This is a genomic window from Lacrimispora sp. BS-2 (assembly GCF_040207125.1).
GTDB lineage: Bacteria > Bacillota > Clostridia > Lachnospirales > Lachnospiraceae > Lacrimispora.
In genome coordinates, this window is record NZ_CP157940.1 from 563,704 (window position 1) to 583,792 (window position 20,089).

Consider the following 20,089-nt stretch of genomic DNA (forward strand, 5'->3'; position numbering starts at 1 on the left):
GCACTTTTTTCATTTCTGGGAAACCCCATTGCTGCCCTGCTGATCCTTTGTTTCTGATTCTGGCATTTCTGAGAAAAAGTAGAAATACCTCTTTTCCTTTTTCGTTTATTCAGGTAAAATATAGGCAGTGGTCATAAATCACTACATAAGGAGGAAGACAGATGGAACTTTTGTTTCTGGAGCCTGTGTTTATGGAGGCCATCTGGGGAGGCACCAGACTTCGGGATGTATTTGGCTATGAGATACCAAGCGATACAACCGGAGAATGCTGGGCGATCAGCGCCCATGAGAACGGGGAATGTCAAGTTGCGGGAGGAATATATGACGGCAGACGGCTTAGCAGCCTGTGGGAAGAGTCGCCTGAGCTGTTCGGGAATTATCCCGGAGACAAGTTTCCCCTTCTGATCAAGATCATTGATGCAAAGAAGGATTTAAGCATTCAGGTCCATCCCGACGACAGCTATGCGAAAATTCATGAAAATGGTTCCCTGGGAAAGACAGAGTGCTGGTATATTCTGGACTGTGAGCCTGGAACCGAGATTGCAATCGGCCATCATGCCAAGGACCGGGAAGAGATGGAAGCCATGATACGGGATCACCGGTGGAAGGAGTTTGTCAGGACCGTTCCAATCAAAAAAGGAGACTTTTTCCAAATCGATCCTGGCTGCGTTCATGCAATCAAGGGAGGTACTCTGGTACTGGAGACCCAGCAAAGCAGCGATATTACGTACCGCGTATATGATTATGACCGTTTGTCCAATGGAAAACCAAGGCAGCTTCATGTGGAGCAGAGCATTGCCAATATAAGGGCGCCATTTAAGGAAGAACAGGCTGATCCGGAAACAGAAAAAGTACCAGGTGCAGTGCACACCCATTTAGTGACCTGCCAGTTTTACTCAGTAGATAAATATGATATTGACGGCGTCTTTACAAAGGAGTTCGGAAAATATTTTACCAATGTAAGCGTTATAAGCGGAAAAGGCTCAGTAAACGGGATTCCCCTGGAGGCAGGGCAGCATTTCATCGTACCGGTAAAAAGCGGAGAGTGCAGATTTGAAGGAAAGATGTCTATCATCTGTTCCAACCCAGAGTAAAAGGAGGCAAATGAATATGAGACTTGGAGCATTAGAGGCAGGCGGAACAAAGATGGTTTGTGCTATAGGCAATGAAAACGGTGAAATTTTTGAACGCGTTTCCATACCTACAGAGACACCGGAAATCACCATGCCAAAGCTGATCGGGTATTTTAAGGATAAGGAAATAGAAGCCCTGGGAATCGGCTGCTTCGGCCCTATTGACTTAAACAGGAGCTCAAAGACCTATGGTTATATCACCACCACGCCAAAGCTTGCCTGGGCCAATTATAACATCGTAGGAGTCTTAAAAGAAGCCCTTAAGGTTCCGGTTGGATTTGATACAGATGTAAATGGATCTGCTCTGGGAGAAGCCACCTGGGGGATTACAAAGGGCCTTGAAAACAGTATGTATATTACCATCGGCACCGGCGTTGGAGCAGGGATCATTACCAATGGAACGCTGCTTCACGGAATGCTTCACCCGGAAGGTGGGCACTTGCTGCTGTCTAAGCATCCGGATGATAACTATGAAGGAAAATGCCCTTATCACAAGACATGCCTGGAAGGCCTTGCCTCCGGTCCTGCCATAGAAGCCCGGTGGGGAAAGAAGGGGGCAGAGCTGGCGGACCAAAAGGAAGTGTGGGAATTAGAGGCCTATTACATCGCTCAGGCGCTTGTGGATTATATCATGGTTCTTTCTCCCCAGCGCATTATTCTGGGAGGAGGAGTCATGCATCAGGAACACATGATACCTTTGGTAAGAGAAGAAGTGAAGCGCCAGCTGGCTGGATATATCAGGACAAAAGAGCTTGAAGATATAGAGAATTACATCGTTCTTCCCAGCTTAAATGATAATCAGGGCATCATGGGAGCCTTAAAATTAGCTGTCAATGAATACCAGCTGGAAAATAGAGGATAATTGCCATTTTTCTCCTAGTGTAATTCCATTTCCTGTATGTTATGATACGTTTTGTAACAGAAATGTAATAATTATGTAACAAATAAGGAGGATATTACCATGAGAAAATTACCAGTATTCGTTTTAGCAGCAGCAACCGTACTTACTGTAGCAGGTGTTCCAATGACCGCTCAGGCAGCAACCTGTCCGGTGTCATCAGGCAATTACTATACCATTTCAAACTGCTTTGGACAGTCTGGGGATATCAACAGCATTTTAAGCAAGTTTGGCTGCGGCAACGGTAATAGCTGCAGCAACGGTACCACCTGCACCAATGGTTCCAACTGTTCAACCGGCACAAAGGGTGCTGCCTGTTCCGGCAGCAACTGCGGCACCAGCAAGAACAGCACCTGTTCCAGCGGTAAGAACAACAGCTCCTGCTCCAAAACCAAGGGCGCAACCACAAACAGTGGACGTCAGTGCAAGTCCTCTTACGGATGTTGGAGATAATTATTTTTTACATTTTTAATGGTCGGACCGTCTGGGTCCGGCCTCTTTTCTATTGAAAGATCTTTGGATCTTGTATTAAAAAAACAGCCATAAGGCCAATCCCGGCTTGTGACTGTTTTTTAGGAAAATCATTTGCTTCCGTTGTTCACAATTTCCTCCAAAACACGGATTAAATCGTAAATGGTGTTAATTTGTACGTTTCGCTCCAGGATTTCATTTTTTAAGTCGATGGAAAGAGTCTCGAATTTGGCCTGGACTGCGGGAGCTATATATGACATGTTCATCACCTCATTTTTATAATGCGCAGCCGCAGAATGTATTATGCGTGTAAATACTGTTTTTACATAAATCTTATACACCTGGAACATACTATTGGTGAGGTGATGGAAATGGAGAAGAACAGCCAGGAAAAGCTTTCCCCAAAAAATAAAAATGAAATGTATCACAACACATCAGAAAAAGGAAAGCCTGAGAACCAGAATCAGACTCATAATTCCCGTCGGGAAGGCATGGGTCCCAATACAAAAAGAAAGTCGGATTAATTCTTAAAAAGGGGTGGAAACCAGATGCCATGGTTTCCACTCCTTTGAGGTTTCATATTTATGATCGGGCAGTTTTACAGGACTTCTTATATGAAGCAGAAGAAAAGAAGACATAACAAAAATGAGTTATCTGTCATTGGTGAGGCGGCGGCTGAGAGTTGTTATTGCTTCTTTCTGCCGCTGCTTCGATAAGTCGTTCTGTAATAATAATATATGTATTTATACAAAATATGTGAACAAGCTGAAAGTACGTATATCAAGGGAAGGGCGGAAGCAGAGCAAAGGAGAACTTCCGCCCGTATGATGTTACATATATAATAACGGGAATAAATAGGTTTTGTGACGCGGATTAAGGAATTATTTGAAATTATGCTTATTAATGTTTAATTTGCATTGTATTTTAAGGTGGTGGGTATAAAAAATAAGTGTGTGGCGGAGAAAATTATTCTATGTTGTATGTAAAATCTAACGGCTTTGAAAGCAGCCTTTGCTTAACAAAAAGCTTAAAGATATCCCCATTATGAATCCTATTCCCAAATTGTTTATTACTGCCCCGAATATCAGGCCCAGACTGACTGCCAGAGCCGGATAGTCCTGGTATGCATTGTTCTTGTTATTTGAATTTAGCATCATATGTACCCCTTTAGCATTTATAAATATCTTACATCAGTTAATGGGTTAAGTACACTGGTATTTTTTGAGAATGAAAAGATAGAACAGCTGGAAAAAGACAGTGAGGGATAGAATGAAAGGAAAGATTTGAGGGTGAAATAGCCGCGGGAGGACTATTTCACCAAATCATTGTATTCAGGATGTTTTTCAAACCATTTGACAGCATAGGTGCATGTCAGAATAGCTTTTTTATTTTCAGAACGTAATTGTTTTGCTGCAGCTTCCATAAGTTGTCCTGCCACACCCTGGCCTCTAAGAGAATCATCTACAAAGGTGTGATTGATATTTACCGTATTCTGGTCAACTGTTGGAAAAGTGACTTCGGCGAGTAAGTTATTATCGGAATGATAGAGAGCGATTTGGTTTGAATTATATGTGAAGTCCATAAGCGTTACCTCCTGTATTTGTGATAAAGACATTATATCACTTACTATATGTGGTATCAAGGAGTGATGGAAAATGTTTGGGGTCTTTTTTAAATAATTAAATACAGATTTGATTGTTCATTGTAGTCTATAACCAATGTTTTAAAAAGTCTTTCATAACATTCAGATGAGTGGGGCGGGGGAATTCTTAAGGAGTAGTCCTGATGAAGAAGTATTTCTTTGTTATACCAGAAACATGTCTGTTTTGTAAATGGGGTAGTAATACTTTCTCAGTTTAATAATTTTCATAGACTAGACCTCCTTGAAATGGAAAGAAAACAGGCGAAAAAATCGTCTGTCCTCTTGGGTTTGTGATGAAGCAAAATTGCTACTCACTGTTTAGCCACAAAAATACGTTTTGTGGGGCTGCTTTTGTAAAAATCACGATATTTTTTTCGTACTGGCTCAATGGAATCTCGCACAGCATATTTGGAGCAGCCACAGTGCAACCCAATTTCCCAATAGCCCATTGTCATCTAGCGCATAGAGAAAGAAACACTCTCTTAATGAAATCTTGTTGATGAGTTTAAATCATCATGAACATGGCATTGTAACGTCTCCTAATCGTTTTAGTTTGCTGCAGAATTAAAATAAAAAGAGCCGATAGCATCGATACTGCCCATAACAATTATCTGGTCAGCATACTTTATCGTATCAGGTCTATGGACTATCTGGAAATCAAAACAACCTTTTACCATCTGAAATATTTATACCAAGGTCTTTTGCTATACTAGTCTGCTTAAATGGATTTATTCTTTTCACTATTCCATCCCGTATGAAAAGTGTCCCGGTATTTTTGAACCAAAATGTTATGTTTGCTTTCACGCATTGTTCACGAATGTAAAATACCCAGTCATAATCACAAATACGAGCTTCACGCCCTGTCTCTCCCCCGACTGTAACATGGTCTACACCGTAAAGATAAGGTGATAAATCTATCATTTCTAAAAGCGGTGCGCAGGCTATGAAGCGTCGTTTTATCGGGTAAGATAAAAATAACGGAAGTCGATAATCAGCTTGTTCTTGGTTTTCGACAGTACACCCAATATTAACGTTATCATATCCTGTACCCCAATCGGATGGAAGCGATACAAGGAAACGGTCAATCCGTTTTGTCAAAATTAAAAAGTCTATATCTGTTCTTTCCTTGATAATAGTCCAAACTTCCTTACGCCATTCATCTGCTTCAGGAAGAAAAAAGTCAGTTGCAAAACAAGTTGCAAGAATTTTATCTCCCTTTATTCGGTATTCCCCTTTGGCATCAATCCTGATTGGCCAGTCGAATTTATCTGTCTTTTGAATCGTATTATGACCGTAACGCTTCGCATGTGGCCCATAAAAATAACAATTTGTGCAACCATCACTGATTTGATAACAACCTGTCCATGGCTCCCAGTTCATAGGCATTCTCCTTATTATTTGGATTTTATTGGCACTAATAAGTCACCATGTGTCACATATCAGTGCACAAGAATGTCTATTACATGATGGCTTTTTATCGTTTGTGCGTCATATCCCTTATTTATTTGATTGGCTCAAATTTGACTATGACGCATACTGTTTTACGACTTCCATAGGGAACATGGTACGTTTGGCAATTTCTACCGCTGACATGTCTCGACTAAAAAAACGCTTAATAACAGTTCCCATATCCTCTGCAATTTCTACAATATGCTTGTCCGGATCATACACACGAATATCACGTTGACCCCATGGGTATTCCCTTATTTCATGTACCCATTGTAAGCCGGATATGCTTTTCATTTCTGCGTACACTTTGTCTAAGTCTTCTACTTCGAAGTAGACTTGAAAATTATGTGACGGTTCATTAACGCTATTGGCTGATAAACCAACGAGTTCGGCATATCCCTGTTGTAGAGAAAAGCCCTCAAATGTTACATGCACGCCAAGATCCATTACAACGTTTTGGTGAAGAATTTTTTCATAAAAATGCTTTGAAGTAGCGATATCACTAACCGCTAAAAGACAACCTTGATATTTCATCTTCTCTTTCCTCCTTTGAGGATATTGTATTAAATATTTCACTTCCGTCATAGTAAAAATCCGACATGGTTTTCAAATATGCTTCAGGGGTAACGCCACTAATGGACTTAAAATCTTTATCAAAATGGGCTTGATCGAAATATCCTGCTTGTTGCGACAATGCTGCAAAGAGGCAAGGTGATTTTTGGATATGCCTTAACACATAATTAAAGCGAGTTATGCGGGCATAGTTTTTTATATTCATTCCGATTTGAGTAAGAAATAAACGGTTTAACTGACGTTCACTATAATTGGATTGTCTTGCAACCTCATTCACTTGTACTCGTCCATTACTATCAGAAATCACTTTGGTTGCCAGCAATAAAGAATCCGAAATAACGCACTTTTCCATACGTCTATATAAAATCCTATCGCAAGTATTCACTAAATCTATTACAGTTTTTGATGTTACAAAAGCTTGATACAACGAATTAAAAAGTTCATTGTCAATATCTGCTAACGAAAGACGTTTGTCAGTAAATTCCGCTTGGCTCTGACGTGTAATTTGATACAAACCATAGGGCGAAAGCTGGACAAGTAGCAGGACATGATAGCTATTTGGCTCTGCTCCTAACAAAACAGGAGTTGCAGATGCTCCCCACAACTCGGCAATTATTGACGTTCCATTGAAAGCAAGCGACAATGTTCCGCATGCGTTAGGCATCAGTGTATATTGTGGCATGAATGTATCTTTCTCTGGAAATACAATGTTGTAATACAAAATATATTTTCTCAACCCATCATGCGAGGGGAACATATTGAATTGCTTGTCATTTTTTATTATCATATTGTTTCCCTCCTGCTTTTTAAAGTGAACTTATTATATCATACATTTTCCTTTTATCATACCGTTGCCTCAACATGGGAACATCCTTAGCAAACAAGGCAAGGTAGTACACAGCTTACTCATTTTTATCAATTACATATTTGAAGCAGCCTTAGGCAAGTCACAATCAGATATAAACACGCCCTTTGCCATGCCGAGCCATATGTACAGACGGTATCTCAATTTGTTTCTCTGACATAATCGTTGAATTTGATAAGGTCCATAACTTTCATAGTAAGGGTAAATATTCGGTGTACAGCAGCAGCGGTGACCTCGTCAACTATCCACTGTTGTTTCTTTTTGTCTGCCACCTCCGGCGTTAAAAATGTTTTAAGTTTTCTCACTTGTTATGACAAAAATCCTGATTAAGAAGTCACTTAGAGCATATAACATCTGCGGCTGAGAGATCCAATAGGCTCATGTGTACATAGAAATCAGGAGACGAGTTAAGTAGCACATACATATTGAGTGTATTTCTGGAAAGAGGAAAAATCATGAAATTAAATAAATTATATACATAGTCGTTGCAGGAAAGTTACAGGAATTCCTTTTTCTAAAAGGGGGAGGAGCCGACAAGATCGGGGAGTTCATGCCGGGAGTTTGATGGATCTGTAAAGAGTTTATGAAAGAAAATGATACGTTAAGCACTTAATATTGATAGTTGGTAAAATATATAGTATCCTGTTTACATGGAATGATTATAGGTGTGAATGGAGAGATTATATGGATATCAAAAACACAAGTAATTTATCTGAACAATTTATTTGGCATGATGCTGTTGGTTTAACTACAAAGTCATTGGGAGAGGCCGCAGGGAGTCAAAAAATTTACGTTAATATTGATTATGTTCCGCCTAAAGCTTATAGTACAAAATTTTACAGCCATTCACAGCAGGAAGAATTTTTTATGATCCTTTCCGGAACCGGAACTTTACGCATAAATGATGAGGAAAGAGCCGTTAGTCAGGGGGACTTCATAGCAAAGCCGGCAGGGAAGAATATCGCACACACATTTTGATATAAATAGGCTGTGGTCTGTAAATGAAAGCAAACCAAATGGTTTAAAATATCACGATGATGTATCCTCCGTCTTAGGGATAAGGTATACTAAATGTACCGCTTAACCTTATTCATATAGTTTATATATTCTGTCCCAAATTTGTTGACACACCATCTTTCTTCGGAAAGAATAATCCAGTGTGCAGATATTTGAAAAACAAGCAGAGATATAAGCAGTAGTATAGAATGTGTTAACAATACACAGCCTAAGAAGTATATGAAATATCCTACATACATAGGGTTTCGGGAAATCTTATATATTCCGTTTGTATTTATTCCGCTTTGGCCAGGTTTTGCAAAGTTAACAGTAGCAATTATAAGAATACTGATGCCCAAGATGTAGGTAAATAAGGCCATAAAAAACAGGGGAGGTTTAGTCTGGATTTTCAAAAAAATCGAATATAAGATAATAAAAGCATTTGAAAGCTGATAAAAAAGGTAGGCAACCTTTTCACTGCCCACTAATGGGGCAAAGAAAGCGGCACGGCTTAAAGCATCTTTATTAATCATTTTTAGCAAGCCGAACCTTATGAGAAAGATAGGTGATATTAATAGAAATGCATTCATTTTAAGCGCCTCCCCATATCTTTTACCATTGCGTATCAATATAAATCTAAACTTTTTGCTAAAATCATATCACAGATGCAATGAACGTTCTATTGAGAAAAGTCCTTTTCAAGCAGGCTTAGAGAAAATACATGTAGACTATGGATAGCACTTAAAGGCGGTATACGCAGTAAACAATGTTGAAAGCACCATAGTTTCTTTTGAACCGGAATCCTAATAATATCAAGGTTTTTGACATAAATATAGGGCCGAAATTCAAATCAGTCCAATCAAACTGTCCTAAATTTCGTCCCTATATCAGCTAATGGAGACAACAGGACTCGAACCTGCGACCCTCTACACGTCAAGCAGATGCTCTCCCAGCTGAGCTATGTCTCCATGAGAGCATTGTAACTGAAAATCTGAAAAAAGGCAAGCGAAATTCTTCCATAAATTTGAAGAATTTACAGCAGCCAATCCATGTTGTCACACCTGCTTTGAAGTTCCATAAAAAACTTAGAAATATGGAATCCATCCATAAGGGCATGATTAACCAGGACCGATACCGGTATTCTTAAAGTTCCCTCTGATTTAAAATATTTTCCCCAGGTAATACGGGGATTGCTGTCTGCAGGAATGGGAACCGGCTGAATGATGGAAGTGTAGCTTACCCAGGGAATGCTGGAAAAGAAAAAAAGCTGTTTCTGGTTTCTTCCGTCTGATAGGACCTGGCTCTGTCTGGCCTTTTCCTGCCGCTGTTTCCCATCCTCTAAAAAGGCGTTAAAGGGCAGCCGGTCGTCTGCAGTGCAGTAACAATAATTTTCATTTTCTAACGCCAGGGTATAGGAAGGAATGCAATGATCATATTCGATGATCACGTCTTCTTGAATACGGCGGCGAAATTCCGGGATAGAGTTGGCTGTTTGGGCTGTCGCGTAAAGGAAAGTCAAATAAAAGGGCAGCTTCTTTTCTTTTATGTAGCTCATGAAACTTGTAATGTCCAAATTTACGGTCATACCTACATATGGATAAGCGAGATTACGGAAAAGGTCAAACTGATCCTTACGCAGATAATGTTCCATGTCAAGATAATGGTAACTCATAAGAAACACCTCCTGATTTCATAAACCAATTGTGACGTAAATCGTTAGAAAAAAGCGCAGGCAGTACGCGCAATTATGATACAAAAAAATACCGGGAACCTTATATTAATAAGGCAAACCGGCATTCTTAAGTAAATTGTCAGTCGGAGTAACAGGATTTGAACCTGCGACCTCTCGGCCCCCAGCCGAGCGCGCTACCAAGCTACGCCATACTCCGTTCCCATGACACTATGACATTATAGCAGAAAATTTCCAATTGGTAAAGTATATTTCTTGAAAAATTTTCAAATTTAATATATTATGATAAAGAGACGATTATTTTAGGAAGAAAAACAGGTGAATATAGATGAAACCAATTGTAAGCTTTGATGTAGATATGACACTGCTGGACCATAAAGACTGGACAATTCCTGCCAGCGCTTTGGAAACCATAGAAAAGCTGAGAGAAAATTATACCATTGTTCTGGCAACGGGCAGAGATATGGATTCTCTTTTCAGCACTGCTATTCGGGATGTGGTAAGGCCGGAGGCGATCATCCATCTCAATGGAACAAAAGTAACCGTGGGAGATAAGGTCATTTATGAGCATACCTTTGATAAGGACCTGCTGAGGCAGATTCTGGCCTATACGGAGAAAACCCCTTACAGCGTGGGAACTACTGTCGGGGAATGGGATTATTATGTTCATCCGGAAGTGGTTGAAAGGCATGATGCAAATCTCTGGGGAGAATGCGGAAGAAGATTTAAGGATCCGGGAATACTTATGGATCTGGAAGTGAGGACCATGGCCTATATTGGAGATGAAGCAGGCGCAAAAGCCATGGAAGAGGTATTTCCGGAAATCCATGTGCATATGTTTGCCGACAAACGGGGAGCGGACGTGGTGGAACGGAAAGCTTCAAAAGCCATGGGGCTGATAAGGCTCTGCGAATATTATAAGATACCTCTCGCGGAAACAATAGCCTTTGGAGACAGCATGAATGACTATGATATCATAAAGATGGCAGGCAAGGGCATTGCCATGGGCAACGCCATGGATGAACTAAAGAAAGCGGCTGATTACGTTACGGATCCTATTGATCAGGAGGGGATTAAAAATGCCTGCCTGTATTTTGGGTTGATCCGGTAGGAGGGCTGAAATGGCTGAACATTATGATATTCTTGTGATCGGCGGAGGGCCGGGCGGTTATACGGCAGCTTTAAAAGCAGCCGGTCTGGGTCTTAAGACCGCCATTGTGGAGAAGGATAAACTGGGAGGAACCTGTATTAACAAAGGCTGCATTCCAACAAAGGCTTTGCTTCATGCCTCCAGTATCTTTGAATCTCTTCAAAACAGCGATGAATTCGGAGTATCCACAGATTTCATTTCTTTTGATTTTAAAAAGATGCAGAATTATAAGAAACGTTCCGTAAAGGCATACCGCAAGGAGATGGACGAGCTTGTTAAGGCTGCCGGGATAACCGTTATTTGCGGGACAGCCACCATTCGCCGGGGGCGGACCATAGAGGTGAACAGCCCGGAAGGCAAGGATTATTATCAGGCAGATCACATCATCATTGCCACCGGGGCAAAACCGGTGATCCTAAAGATTCCGGGAGCAGATCTTCCCGGGGTGCTGACCAGTGACCGCCTGTTAGCTTCTGATACCTGGAATTACGACCGGCTTACGATCATTGGAGGAGGGGTGATCGGGGTGGAATTTGCCACCATTTTCAGCGCCCTCTGTTCCCATGTGACCATACTGGAGAGCGAGGCCCATTTATTAGGGCCTATGGACTCTGAGGTCTCCCAGGCTCTGGAAGAAGAGCTTAAAAGAAAAGGAATCGTGATTCATTGCAGGGCAAAGGTTAAGGAGATCCGTGAGGAACCGAATCAAGGGCTGACATGTATCTTTGATGTAAATGGAGAGGAACAAACCATTCGTTCCGGACAGGTCCTCATGGCAGCCGGCCGGGCTCCTCGTCTGCATGGACTGATGGGACAGGATGTGAATCTTGAGATGGAGAATGGACATCTGAAAGTGGATTCAGAATTCAGAACCAGTGAACCTGGAATTTATGCCATCGGCGACGTGGCGGCTGATATAAAGCTTGCCCATGTGGCGGCCGCACAAGGGACCTATGTAGTAGAAAAGATTGCAGGAGTCGGTCATACCATCCGGCTTTCTGTTGTGCCCAACGGTATGTTCGCCAAGCTGCCTGTGGTACCCAGCTGCATTTACACGGAACCGGAAATAGCTTCCGTAGGGCTTACCAGGGAGGCTGCCAGCGCCTGCAGCATGAAGGTGAGCTGCGGCCGCTACTCCATGAGCGGAAATGGAAAGTCCATTATAACCAGGGAGCAGAATGGGTTCATTCATCTGGTATTTGAGGAATATTCCGGCACTCTTGTAGGAGCCCAGATCGTATGTCCCAGGGCAACCGATATGATCAGCGAGATGGCAACGGCTATTGCAAACGGTCTGACCGCAGAACAGCTTATGCTTGCCATGCGGGCCCATCCTACTTACAGCGAAGGAATCGGAGCAGCCATAGAGAATTATTTTGAAACCAAAGGAGAGATAAAGCGATGATTCAGGAAAGACTGGAACAATTAAGAAAACTGATGGCAGAGCACCATATGGATGCTTACATGATTCCGACCTCGGATTTTCATGAATCCGAGTATGTGGGAGAATATTTTAAATGCAGGGAATTTATGACCGGATTCAGCGGATCAGCTGGTACGGTTGTGATTACAAAGGATGGAGCCGGTCTGTGGACCGACGGCCGTTATTTCGTGCAGGCGGGAAAGCAGCTTGAGGGAACCGGAATTACCCTGCAGAGAATGGGACAGCCTGGTGTTCCTGAAATTGGGGAATATCTGGATCAGGTCCTCCCGGAAGGCGGCTGTCTGGGATTTGACGGACGGGTGGTAAACTGCCAGTTAGGGCAGGAGCTGGAAAAGCTTCTGGCCGATAAAAATGTGACCCTGGCTTATCAGGAGGACCTGGTAGATGTTCTGTGGAAAGAACGCCCCCAGCTGTCTGCAAAACCGGTCTGGATCCTTGAGGAGAAGTATAGCGGAAAATCTTCTGCAGAGAAAATAGAAGAATTGAGAAGCCAGATGAAGAAGGAAAAGGCAACCATTCATATCCTTACTTCTCTGGATGACATTGCATGGCTTTTAAATATCCGGGGAAATGATGTGGAATGTAATCCGGTAGTCCTTTCCTATGCAATGATAACCCTGGACCGTTTCTATCTTTTCATCAATGAAAAGGTGTTAAAGGATGAAGTGAAAGCCTATTTAAAGAACCTTTCCGTAACGGTATGCCCTTACAATGACATTTACACGGCAGTCCTTCAGTTAAGAAACCAGAAGGTTCTTTTAGAAACAGGTAAAATCAATTATGCCATCGTAAGAAATCTTGACATCTCCAACAGCATCATTGATAAAATGAATCCCACCGCCCTTTCAAAGGCCATGAAAAATCCTGTGGAAGTGGAAAATATGAGAAAAGGCCATATTAAGGATGGAGTGGTCATGGTAAAATTCATTTACTGGCTGAAGCAGAATGTGGGAAAGGAAACGATTACAGAGGTCAGCGCCCAGGAACATCTGGATGATCTGCGTTCCCAGCAGGAGGGGAATCTTGGACTGAGTTTTGACACGATTTCCGCCTATGGCGCCAATGCGGCTATGTGCCATTATAAGGCAACAGCGGAAAGTGATGTGAATATAGAACCTAAGGGACTTTATCTGGTGGATTCAGGCGGACAGTATTATGAAGGAACAACGGATGTGACCAGAACCATTGCAATAGGGCCGCTGACAGAGAAAGAGAGAGAGCATTTTACTCTTACCGTCATCAGCATGCTGCGGCTGGGTGCAGTGAAATTCCTTTACGGATGCCGGGGACTGACCCTGGATTATGTGGCAAGGGAGCCGTTCTGGAGCCGCGGAATTAATTTTGACCATGGTACCGGTCATGGAGTAGGATATCTCCTAAATGTCCATGAGCGTCCCAATGGAATCCGGTGGCGCATGGTACCGGAGCGTCAGGACAATGGTATCCTGGAGGAAGGCATGATTACTTCCGATGAGCCTGGAGTATATATAGAGGGCAGCCACGGCGTCCGTACGGAGAACCTGATTGTTTGCAGGAAGGCTGAAAAGAATGAATATGGGCAATTTATGGAATTTGAATTCCTGACCATGGTTCCCATTGATCTGGAAGCCATTGATAAATCCATTATGACGGAAAATGACGTGAAGCTGTTAAATGATTATCACAAAGCCGTTTATGAAGCCCTTTCCCCGTATTTTACAGGAGAGGAAGCATTGTGGCTGAAAGAGAATACAAGAGCTATTTAGCTGATAAAACAAGGCAGAACCGTAGATTACGGTTCTGTCTGTTTTTGAATGTCCGCATTTGCTTTGAGCCGCAGTAAAATGGGGAAAACTGCTTCCAAATCTTCTTTGCTCAAGTCTTTCATCAAAGCAGTGGCTTCCCTTAGAAGAGGCTGTTCTTTTTTTTCAGTTTTAAAAAATTCTATGGGAGTAATTTCAAGATAATCGCAGATTTCAAAAAATTGTTTCATAGATGGCATGGAACGTCCTGAAGAAATTCCCTGGATATAGCTTTTGTTTTTTCCCAGATCCAGGCTCATTTGATATTCGGAGATATCTTTTTTCAGACGAAGCTCCGTGATCCTATTCCTGACAAACTGTTCATCCAACATTATCACCTCTAAGTTATCATAAAGGATATTGTATGCAAATGCTACGTATTATATGCGTAATAATGGCTTAAAAATTGGTTGCATATACGGATGAAAAGCGTTATCATATACCATATACGAATGGAAAAGAAGCGGAATGAATGATTCCAGCAGGTACAGGGGGAAGGATCATGACAGGAAATTCAGGAAGGCAGTTCGAGAGGTGGAATTCAGTAAACGAGCATGAGTTCTTCCGTTTTAGTGAGACGGAGCAAATGTACAGAAACATAAATCTTTTTAAAGATACGGTTTTATTTGAATATTCTTATATAGATAGGAGGCTATATCTGTCACCAAATGCCAAAGGACAGATAGATCTGCTGGCTTTTGAACGAATTCTAAATAAACATAGGGACAATGCACCCCAAGACGGGGAGATCCGTTCCTTTGATTTTTGCCTGGGGAAAACGGGAGAACCATATCACTGGTGCAGCTGTAAACTTACCGCACAATGGGAAGACCGGACGGAAGATCCTGTTAAGCTTATAGGAAAGCTTCAGGATATTACCGGGCTGAAGGCAAGGGAAGAGCAACTTTTGCTCCAGTCCCTAAAAGATGGACTTACCGGTTTATACAACAAAATGGCCTTTAAATACCGGGTAGAGGAGAAATTAAAGGGCGGCGGATCGGGCTGGTTCTGCATGATCGATATCGATAATTTCAAGGAAATCAATGACTGCTTCGGCCATCTGACCGGTGATAGGATTTTAATGCAGGTAGGCGGAATGCTCTGCGATATTTACCCGGAACCGGATCTGGTGGGAAGGGCAGGCGGAGATGAATTTGTTGTTTTTACAACGGAAGAAAATGTCCGGGAAAGAGCGGATAATCTGCTGGATCGGGTAGAAAGGATTATACCGGAAGAAAAATGGCATATTTCTGTCAGCATTGGAATAGCACCCAGCACTGGAGAGCGGGGAGAGGATTATCAAAAGCTATTTTCCAAAGCAGACCGGGCTATGTATAAAGCAAAACAGGGTGGAAAAAACCGGATTGCTTTTTTTGGTGATGGTTGATGGGAGGTGGAATGTGGCGGGGGAGTATAGAGGATGGAATATGTAATGGGGCAGGAGGTGTGTATCCTGTCCCATTTTGTTTCTTATTTTTTAATTTTTTATTTTTACTATCTGGCAGATGCCTGTGGATAAACAGGGATCATTTCTGTTCGGAGGGTAAATCTACCAGAGTGTATTCACATTGGATTGCCGGGAGAAACTTGTCCAGTAGGTCCGCGGTTTTAAATTTTAAGCTGGAGGTATTGATACAAGGGTGGCAGGCAAAGAATTCGTGGGTCAGTACATCTTTATCGATCAACAGCCTGACACGGCGGTTTTTATCGTTCATAAGCCCCAGCACCGAAACAGAGCCAGGGGTGATGTCCAGAAATTCGATCATGAATTCCGGTTCAGCAAAAGAGAGTCTGGCTGAACCGATTTGCTTGGAAAGGACAGAGGTACGGAACTTCTTTTCGCCTGGCAGCAGAAGAAGATAGAAATCTGTTTTCTGGGCATTGCGGAGAAACAGATTCTTGCAGATTTCTATTTTTAACAGCGCATCAACCTCCTGGCAGGCTTCTATGGTGGGAAGCGGGGAGTGATCCACCCGCTGATAGGATATGTTGAGTTTATCCAGCAATTCATAGGTGCGGATTTCCTTGGGAAGACGCCCTGTTAGATCATTGGGGCACCCGTCATAAAGGGTTTTATCCAGGTAAAAGGTATCGTTTGTATGAATCATTTGTTACACTTCCTTTTGTCTTTTTATGATTTATTATATCTGAGGGAGGAAAAATTACAAGTATTTTTTAAGATGTGGAAGGATTTTAGTGGTCTTGTAGGTAGAGATGTATTATAATAGCTGTGAAGAAAAAAGGAAGTAAAAAACCCGGCGGAAAGGTAGGAATGGAAGTGTTTTATGAGGCGGCCGGGGTTTTATTATGTAAAGGGGTAGGAATAGAAAGAGATTAAAGATTTGAAAGAGACTAATAATAGGAAGAGACTAAATGTAGGAAGGATAGATTGCATATATGATAGATAACAGGTTGAAAAAAGAGAGATTCAGAAAAGATAGAATGGTAAAAGATAGTGATAACGCGAAAATAGAAGAGAAAAAGGGAAGGGAAGGTGGCAGGAATAGCAGTAAAAGCGATAATAGGAATGGCAGTAAGAACGGCAGTAGGAATGGGAACAGGAACGACAGCAGCATTGGTAGTAGGAATGGAAACAGGAACGATAGCAGCATTGGTAGTAGGAATGGGAACAGGAACGATAGCAGCATTGGTAGTAGGAATGGTGATAGGAACGACAGCAGCATTGGCAATAAGACTGGCAGCAGGAATACCAGCAAGACCGGCAGCAGGAACGGGCAGAGTGGAAATATGCTTAATAAGGCAAGCAGGGGAGAAAGAAATTCCTCTTCAAAATGTCCAGTATCCCGTAATTGCGGAGGCTGTCAGCTTTTGTACATGCCTTATGAAAAACAGCTGGAACAGAAGCAGAAGTATCTGGAAAAATTGCTGAAGCCATATTGCAGTGTTGCACCGATCATTGGAATGGAGAATCCTTATCATTATCGTAATAAGGTTCATGCAGTATTTGACCATGACAAAAAAGGCAATCCGATTTCAGGCGTTTATGAGGCGAATTCACATAGAGTTGTTCCGGTGGAAAACTGTATGATCGAGGATCAGAAGGCGGATGAAATTATCGGGACGATTAGAGGCATGTTGAAGTCCTTTAAGATACGCACTTATGATGAGGATACAGGATATGGATTATTGCGCCATGTATTGATACGGAGGGGATTTGCCACGGGAGAGATTATGGTTGTTCTGGTAACCGCCTCGCCAATTTTTCCTTCTAAAAATAACTTTGTAAAAGCATTGAGGGAAAAGCATCCGGAGATTACTACAATCATACAGAATGTAAACGGCAGAGGGACAAGTATGGTGCTGGGAGATAAGGAACATGTGCTATATGGGAAAGGATATATTGAGGACATCCTATGCGGCTGTCGTTTCCATATTTCTTCCAAATCCTTTTATCAGGTAAATCCGGTGCAAACGGAGATTCTTTACAATAAAGCAATTGAAGCCGCCGGGCTAACAGGCAAGGAGCGGGTGATTGATGCTTATTGCGGGATAGGTACCATAGGAATTGTTGCCAGCAGATATGCTAAGGAAGTTATTGGAGTCGAGCTAAATCGGGAGGCAGTGCGGGATGCAGTAGAAAATGCCAAGATCAACGGAATTAAGAATGCCAGATTCTTCTGCAATGATGCTGGAAAGTTTATGGTGAATATGGCGGAAAACGGAGAGCATGTGGATGTGGTGTTTATGGATCCTCCCAGGAGTGGAAGTACGGAGGAATTTATTGATTCCGTGGCGAAAGTGATGCCGGAAAAGGTTATTTATGTATCTTGCGGGCCGGAGACTCTGGCAAGGGATTTGGAGTATTTTAGAAAGAAAGGGTATGAGGCGAAGATGGGATGGGGGATGGATTTATTTCCAGTGACGGAACACGTTGAGACGTGCGTACTTTTGTCCCACAAAAATTCGTAAACATCTCCACCGTCCTTATAAACCGGAAAATTGAATAAAATGGACTTTAGAGGTAGCTCTGAGTCATCACATGGGAAAATCTCTATTTCTTTGATTAGCGAAGAAATTAGGGATTTTTTCTCTTCATCGCTGATTTTGTCATACACCTTTTCAAAGTTTGCCAGTAGAGTGTAGATGTTCTCTAAGGTAATGGCATCCTGCTCGACTGCCTTGCGGCGGAGCTTTACATCTTCAATTTTTTCTTCAAGCTCAACAATAACGTCGTACAGTCCATCAAGGCGGAGGGTCATATCATGGAGCTTGCGTTCCCTAAAACGGGTATCCTCCGGCAAGCTGTCAATTTCATTTTCAAGGCGAATTTTATTTAAGTCTACTTCCCGAAGTTTGACCTCATAGTTTTTAAGCTCTCTGTCGAGGGTAGAAGTGTCAATTTGCTTGCCTATCTTTGATTTTATTTCGGCTGCAAAATCCTCATTCTGAATAAGCTCCCTAATTGCTTCAATGACAAGCGGCTCTATATCTGTTTTCTTGAGCATTGCTTTATAGTCACAGCTTTTACCTCTTGCTGTTCGAGCCTTGCTGCACACATAATAGTAAATCTCTTTATATGTACCGTCTTTGTTCGTCCATGCGTGTTTATTGGTATACATCGGCCCGCCGCATTTAGGGCATTTCAAAATGCCGCTTAACAAATGTGCTCTATCCCGACCTATTTTCGATGGGGATTTTACACCTGTTATTTCTCGCTTTTCGTGAGCTTTATCCCACAATTCCTCGCTTATAATTGCTTCGTGCTGACCGTCAGTAAGGATATATTCCTCTTGGTGTACTTGACGGTATTCATTTTTACTGCCCTTGACTTTTTCTCTTGTACGTCTGCCAAAAGCGATTTTTCCAGAGTATACAGGGTTGTCAATTATCATTCGTATAAAATGGGTACTCCATTGCGTTAGTGTTCCGTTATCCCGTTTTACTTTTTTGATGCCCTGCAAGTTAAGATAGTTGGCAATTTTGTAAAACCCCATATTGCCATTAACAAATTTATCGAAAATAATGCGTATCGCATCGGCTTCTTCCTCTTGAACATAAAGTTGTTTATCTTTTAAGTAATATCCATAGGGAGCAAATCCACCATTCCAACCACCTTGACGAGCCTTTTCCTTTCGTCCGTTCATTGTCTGCTCAATAATGTTTTCACGTTCAATTTCAGCCACGGCAGACAATACAGAGATAAGAAGCTTGCCACTTGTCTGCGATGAGTCAATTCCTTCTTCAATGCAAATCAAATTCACACCAAAAGATTGAATGTGTTCCAAAGAGTTAAGTATGTCAGCGGCATTTCGTCCAAAGCGAGAGAGCTTATATACTAAAACGTAGTCAATGCCTAAACCGTTTTCAATGTCACTGAGCATTTGCTTGAATGCAGGTCTGCCCTCAATGGACTTGCCGGATTTTCCGGCATCTTCATAGATATTTACAACTTCCATTTCTTCTCTATCTGCAAATCTTGTTAAGCTGCTTTTTTGCCCATCCAAGCTAAATCCATCAACTTGCATTTCTGTACTTACACGGGGGTAAAGTACACATTTTTTTCCACTCCTATTCATAGTCATACCTCCAATATATTATTGGAAAACATCAATGCACAAGTGCGATTTTCAGTTCGCACGGTTTATTTCGCCTAAAATCTCTGCATCGTGTTTTTCAATAATCTGAGAAAGTACATTGATGAAGTCTTGATAGGCTTTGGTTCTCTCAAATGTTTGATTGGGTGCAGGAGCTTTGGGAGCATTGTTGGATGTTTCCTTGACATTTTCCATTCGCAATCACCTCCAAGTGCATTGCTTACATAGAGTATAAGCAATTTTATTATTTATGAAAAGTTTGTCGTTTTATTAGTAAGAATGAAACTAAATGCACCGCAAGTTTATATAAAATAAAAATGCGGTGCGATTATGTTTATTTATTTGCCGTATTTGCCACGCACCCCGGCAAGGGGGATATTTTGAGCTGCTGTTAGCACAGCATCATAGTCCCACAACACCGCAGCTTGTCCTTTCAAAAGCT

The 20,089-nt window shown here is 41.9% G+C and carries 21 protein-coding genes, 2 tRNA genes and 1 pseudogene; 10 read left to right on the top strand and 14 right to left on the bottom strand.

All coding sequences use genetic code 11. From position 1 onward, the window contains the following. Positions 1-161: 161 nt before the first annotated feature. The 3 genes from ABFV83_RS02710 to ABFV83_RS02720 all read left to right on the top strand — a co-directional run bounded on the left by ABFV83_RS02710 (position 162) and on the right by ABFV83_RS02720 (position 2,484). Positions 162-1,094 (top strand): type I phosphomannose isomerase catalytic subunit, encoded by a 933-nt coding sequence (locus ABFV83_RS02710; RefSeq protein WP_349947411.1) that lies wholly within the window; start codon positions 162-164, stop codon positions 1,092-1,094. A 16-nt stretch (positions 1,095-1,110) separates the two neighbouring features. Continuing rightward, positions 1,111-1,995, top strand: a complete 885-nt coding sequence (locus ABFV83_RS02715) for an ROK family protein (protein WP_349947412.1) — start codon at positions 1,111-1,113, stop codon at positions 1,993-1,995. A gap of 99 nt (positions 1,996-2,094) precedes the next feature. Continuing rightward, complete coding sequence (locus ABFV83_RS02720; protein WP_349947413.1) at positions 2,095-2,484, top strand: hypothetical protein; 390 nt, start codon at positions 2,095-2,097, stop codon at positions 2,482-2,484. Between the two features lie 128 nt (positions 2,485-2,612). Here the strand turns inward: ABFV83_RS02720 and ABFV83_RS02725 are convergent, their stop codons facing one another. Beyond that, a complete protein-coding gene (locus tag ABFV83_RS02725) occupies positions 2,613-2,762 on the bottom strand; it encodes a hypothetical protein (protein ID WP_349947414.1) in 150 nt (49 codons plus the stop codon). A gap of 111 nt (positions 2,763-2,873) precedes the next feature. Between ABFV83_RS02725 and ABFV83_RS02730 the strand changes: the two genes are divergently transcribed. Next, complete coding sequence (locus ABFV83_RS02730; protein ID WP_349947415.1) at positions 2,874-3,026, top strand: hypothetical protein; 153 nt, start codon at positions 2,874-2,876, stop codon at positions 3,024-3,026. A 465-nt stretch (positions 3,027-3,491) separates the two neighbouring features. On the opposite strand, the gene ABFV83_RS02735 is transcribed toward ABFV83_RS02730, so the two are convergent. From ABFV83_RS02735 to ABFV83_RS02755, 5 genes are all read right to left on the bottom strand, one after another. Then, entirely contained in the window at positions 3,492-3,659 is a 168-nt protein-coding gene (locus ABFV83_RS02735; protein ID WP_349947416.1) for a hypothetical protein, read from the bottom strand. Between the two features lie 152 nt (positions 3,660-3,811). Then, positions 3,812-4,084: a GNAT family N-acetyltransferase gene (locus ABFV83_RS02740; protein WP_349947417.1), complete on the bottom strand. Its 273-nt coding sequence runs from the start codon at positions 4,082-4,084 to the stop codon at positions 3,812-3,814. Between the two features lie 717 nt (positions 4,085-4,801). Beyond that, the gene (locus ABFV83_RS02745) at positions 4,802-5,524 is read right to left on the bottom strand and encodes a DUF5131 family protein (RefSeq protein WP_349947418.1); all 723 of its coding nucleotides are present in this window, start codon (positions 5,522-5,524) and stop codon (positions 4,802-4,804) included. 144 nt (positions 5,525-5,668) lie between these two features. After that, positions 5,669-6,127 (bottom strand): VOC family protein, encoded by a 459-nt coding sequence (locus ABFV83_RS02750; RefSeq protein WP_349947419.1) that lies wholly within the window; start codon positions 6,125-6,127, stop codon positions 5,669-5,671. After that, a complete protein-coding gene (locus ABFV83_RS02755; RefSeq protein ID WP_349947420.1) occupies positions 6,096-6,953 on the bottom strand; it encodes a helix-turn-helix transcriptional regulator in 858 nt (285 codons plus the stop codon). The genes ABFV83_RS02750 and ABFV83_RS02755 overlap by 32 nt, the downstream gene beginning before the upstream one ends. 762 nt (positions 6,954-7,715) lie before the next feature. On the opposite strand from ABFV83_RS02755, the gene ABFV83_RS02760 reads away from it, so the two are divergent. Next, positions 7,716-8,009 carry a cupin domain-containing protein gene (locus ABFV83_RS02760; RefSeq protein WP_349947421.1) on the top strand — a complete coding sequence of 98 codons (294 nt, stop codon included), beginning with the start codon at positions 7,716-7,718 and terminating at the stop codon, positions 8,007-8,009. A gap of 89 nt (positions 8,010-8,098) precedes the next feature. On the opposite strand, the gene ABFV83_RS02765 is transcribed toward ABFV83_RS02760, so the two are convergent. The 4 genes from ABFV83_RS02765 to ABFV83_RS02780 form a co-directional block, all read right to left on the bottom strand. Continuing rightward, a complete protein-coding gene (locus ABFV83_RS02765; RefSeq protein ID WP_349947422.1) occupies positions 8,099-8,617 on the bottom strand; it encodes a methyltransferase in 519 nt (172 codons plus the stop codon). A gap of 305 nt (positions 8,618-8,922) precedes the next feature. Further along, positions 8,923-8,995, bottom strand: a tRNA-Val gene (locus tag ABFV83_RS02770). 65 nt (positions 8,996-9,060) lie between these two features. Further along, the gene (locus ABFV83_RS02775; protein ID WP_349947423.1) at positions 9,061-9,699 is read right to left on the bottom strand and encodes a CatA-like O-acetyltransferase; all 639 of its coding nucleotides are present in this window, start codon (positions 9,697-9,699) and stop codon (positions 9,061-9,063) included. A 143-nt stretch (positions 9,700-9,842) separates the two neighbouring features. Further along, positions 9,843-9,916, bottom strand: a tRNA-Pro gene (locus ABFV83_RS02780). Between the two features lie 129 nt (positions 9,917-10,045). Here ABFV83_RS02780 and ABFV83_RS02785 point away from each other — a divergent pair. From ABFV83_RS02785 to ABFV83_RS02795, 3 genes are read left to right on the top strand one after another with little or no spacing between them, the layout of a single operon-like run. Next, positions 10,046-10,828, top strand: a complete 783-nt coding sequence (locus ABFV83_RS02785; RefSeq protein WP_349947424.1) for an HAD family hydrolase — start codon at positions 10,046-10,048, stop codon at positions 10,826-10,828. A gap of 10 nt (positions 10,829-10,838) precedes the next feature. Next, positions 10,839-12,272 carry a dihydrolipoyl dehydrogenase gene (lpdA, locus tag ABFV83_RS02790; protein WP_349947425.1) on the top strand — a complete coding sequence of 478 codons (1,434 nt, stop codon included), beginning with the start codon at positions 10,839-10,841 and terminating at the stop codon, positions 12,270-12,272. Continuing rightward, positions 12,269-14,056 (top strand): aminopeptidase P family protein, encoded by a 1,788-nt coding sequence (locus ABFV83_RS02795; RefSeq protein ID WP_349947426.1) that lies wholly within the window; start codon positions 12,269-12,271, stop codon positions 14,054-14,056. The genes lpdA and ABFV83_RS02795 overlap by 4 nt, the downstream gene beginning before the upstream one ends. A gap of 26 nt (positions 14,057-14,082) precedes the next feature. Here ABFV83_RS02795 and ABFV83_RS02800 read toward each other — a convergent pair whose 3' ends face one another. Beyond that, entirely contained in the window at positions 14,083-14,421 is a 339-nt protein-coding gene (locus ABFV83_RS02800; protein ID WP_349948850.1) for a helix-turn-helix transcriptional regulator, read from the bottom strand. A gap of 173 nt (positions 14,422-14,594) precedes the next feature. On the opposite strand from ABFV83_RS02800, the gene ABFV83_RS02805 reads away from it, so the two are divergent. After that, positions 14,595-15,479: a GGDEF domain-containing protein gene (locus ABFV83_RS02805; protein WP_349947427.1), complete on the top strand. Its 885-nt coding sequence runs from the start codon at positions 14,595-14,597 to the stop codon at positions 15,477-15,479. Between the two features lie 139 nt (positions 15,480-15,618). Here ABFV83_RS02805 and ABFV83_RS02810 read toward each other — a convergent pair whose 3' ends face one another. Beyond that, the gene (locus ABFV83_RS02810; RefSeq protein ID WP_349947428.1) at positions 15,619-16,200 is read right to left on the bottom strand and encodes a prolyl-tRNA synthetase associated domain-containing protein; all 582 of its coding nucleotides are present in this window, start codon (positions 16,198-16,200) and stop codon (positions 15,619-15,621) included. A gap of 289 nt (positions 16,201-16,489) precedes the next feature. On the opposite strand from ABFV83_RS02810, the gene rlmD reads away from it, so the two are divergent. Next, positions 16,490-18,022 (top strand): 23S rRNA (uracil(1939)-C(5))-methyltransferase RlmD, encoded by a 1,533-nt coding sequence (gene rlmD, locus ABFV83_RS02815; RefSeq protein WP_349947429.1) that lies wholly within the window; start codon positions 16,490-16,492, stop codon positions 18,020-18,022. 500 nt (positions 18,023-18,522) lie between these two features. Here rlmD and ABFV83_RS02820 read toward each other — a convergent pair. Next, positions 18,523-19,635: pseudogene (locus ABFV83_RS02820) on the bottom strand (recombinase family protein); the annotation flags it as partial. A 45-nt stretch (positions 19,636-19,680) separates the two neighbouring features. After that, positions 19,681-19,842: a hypothetical protein gene (locus tag ABFV83_RS02825; protein ID WP_349947430.1), complete on the bottom strand. Its 162-nt coding sequence runs from the start codon at positions 19,840-19,842 to the stop codon at positions 19,681-19,683. Positions 19,843-20,089: the final 247 nt, after the last annotated feature.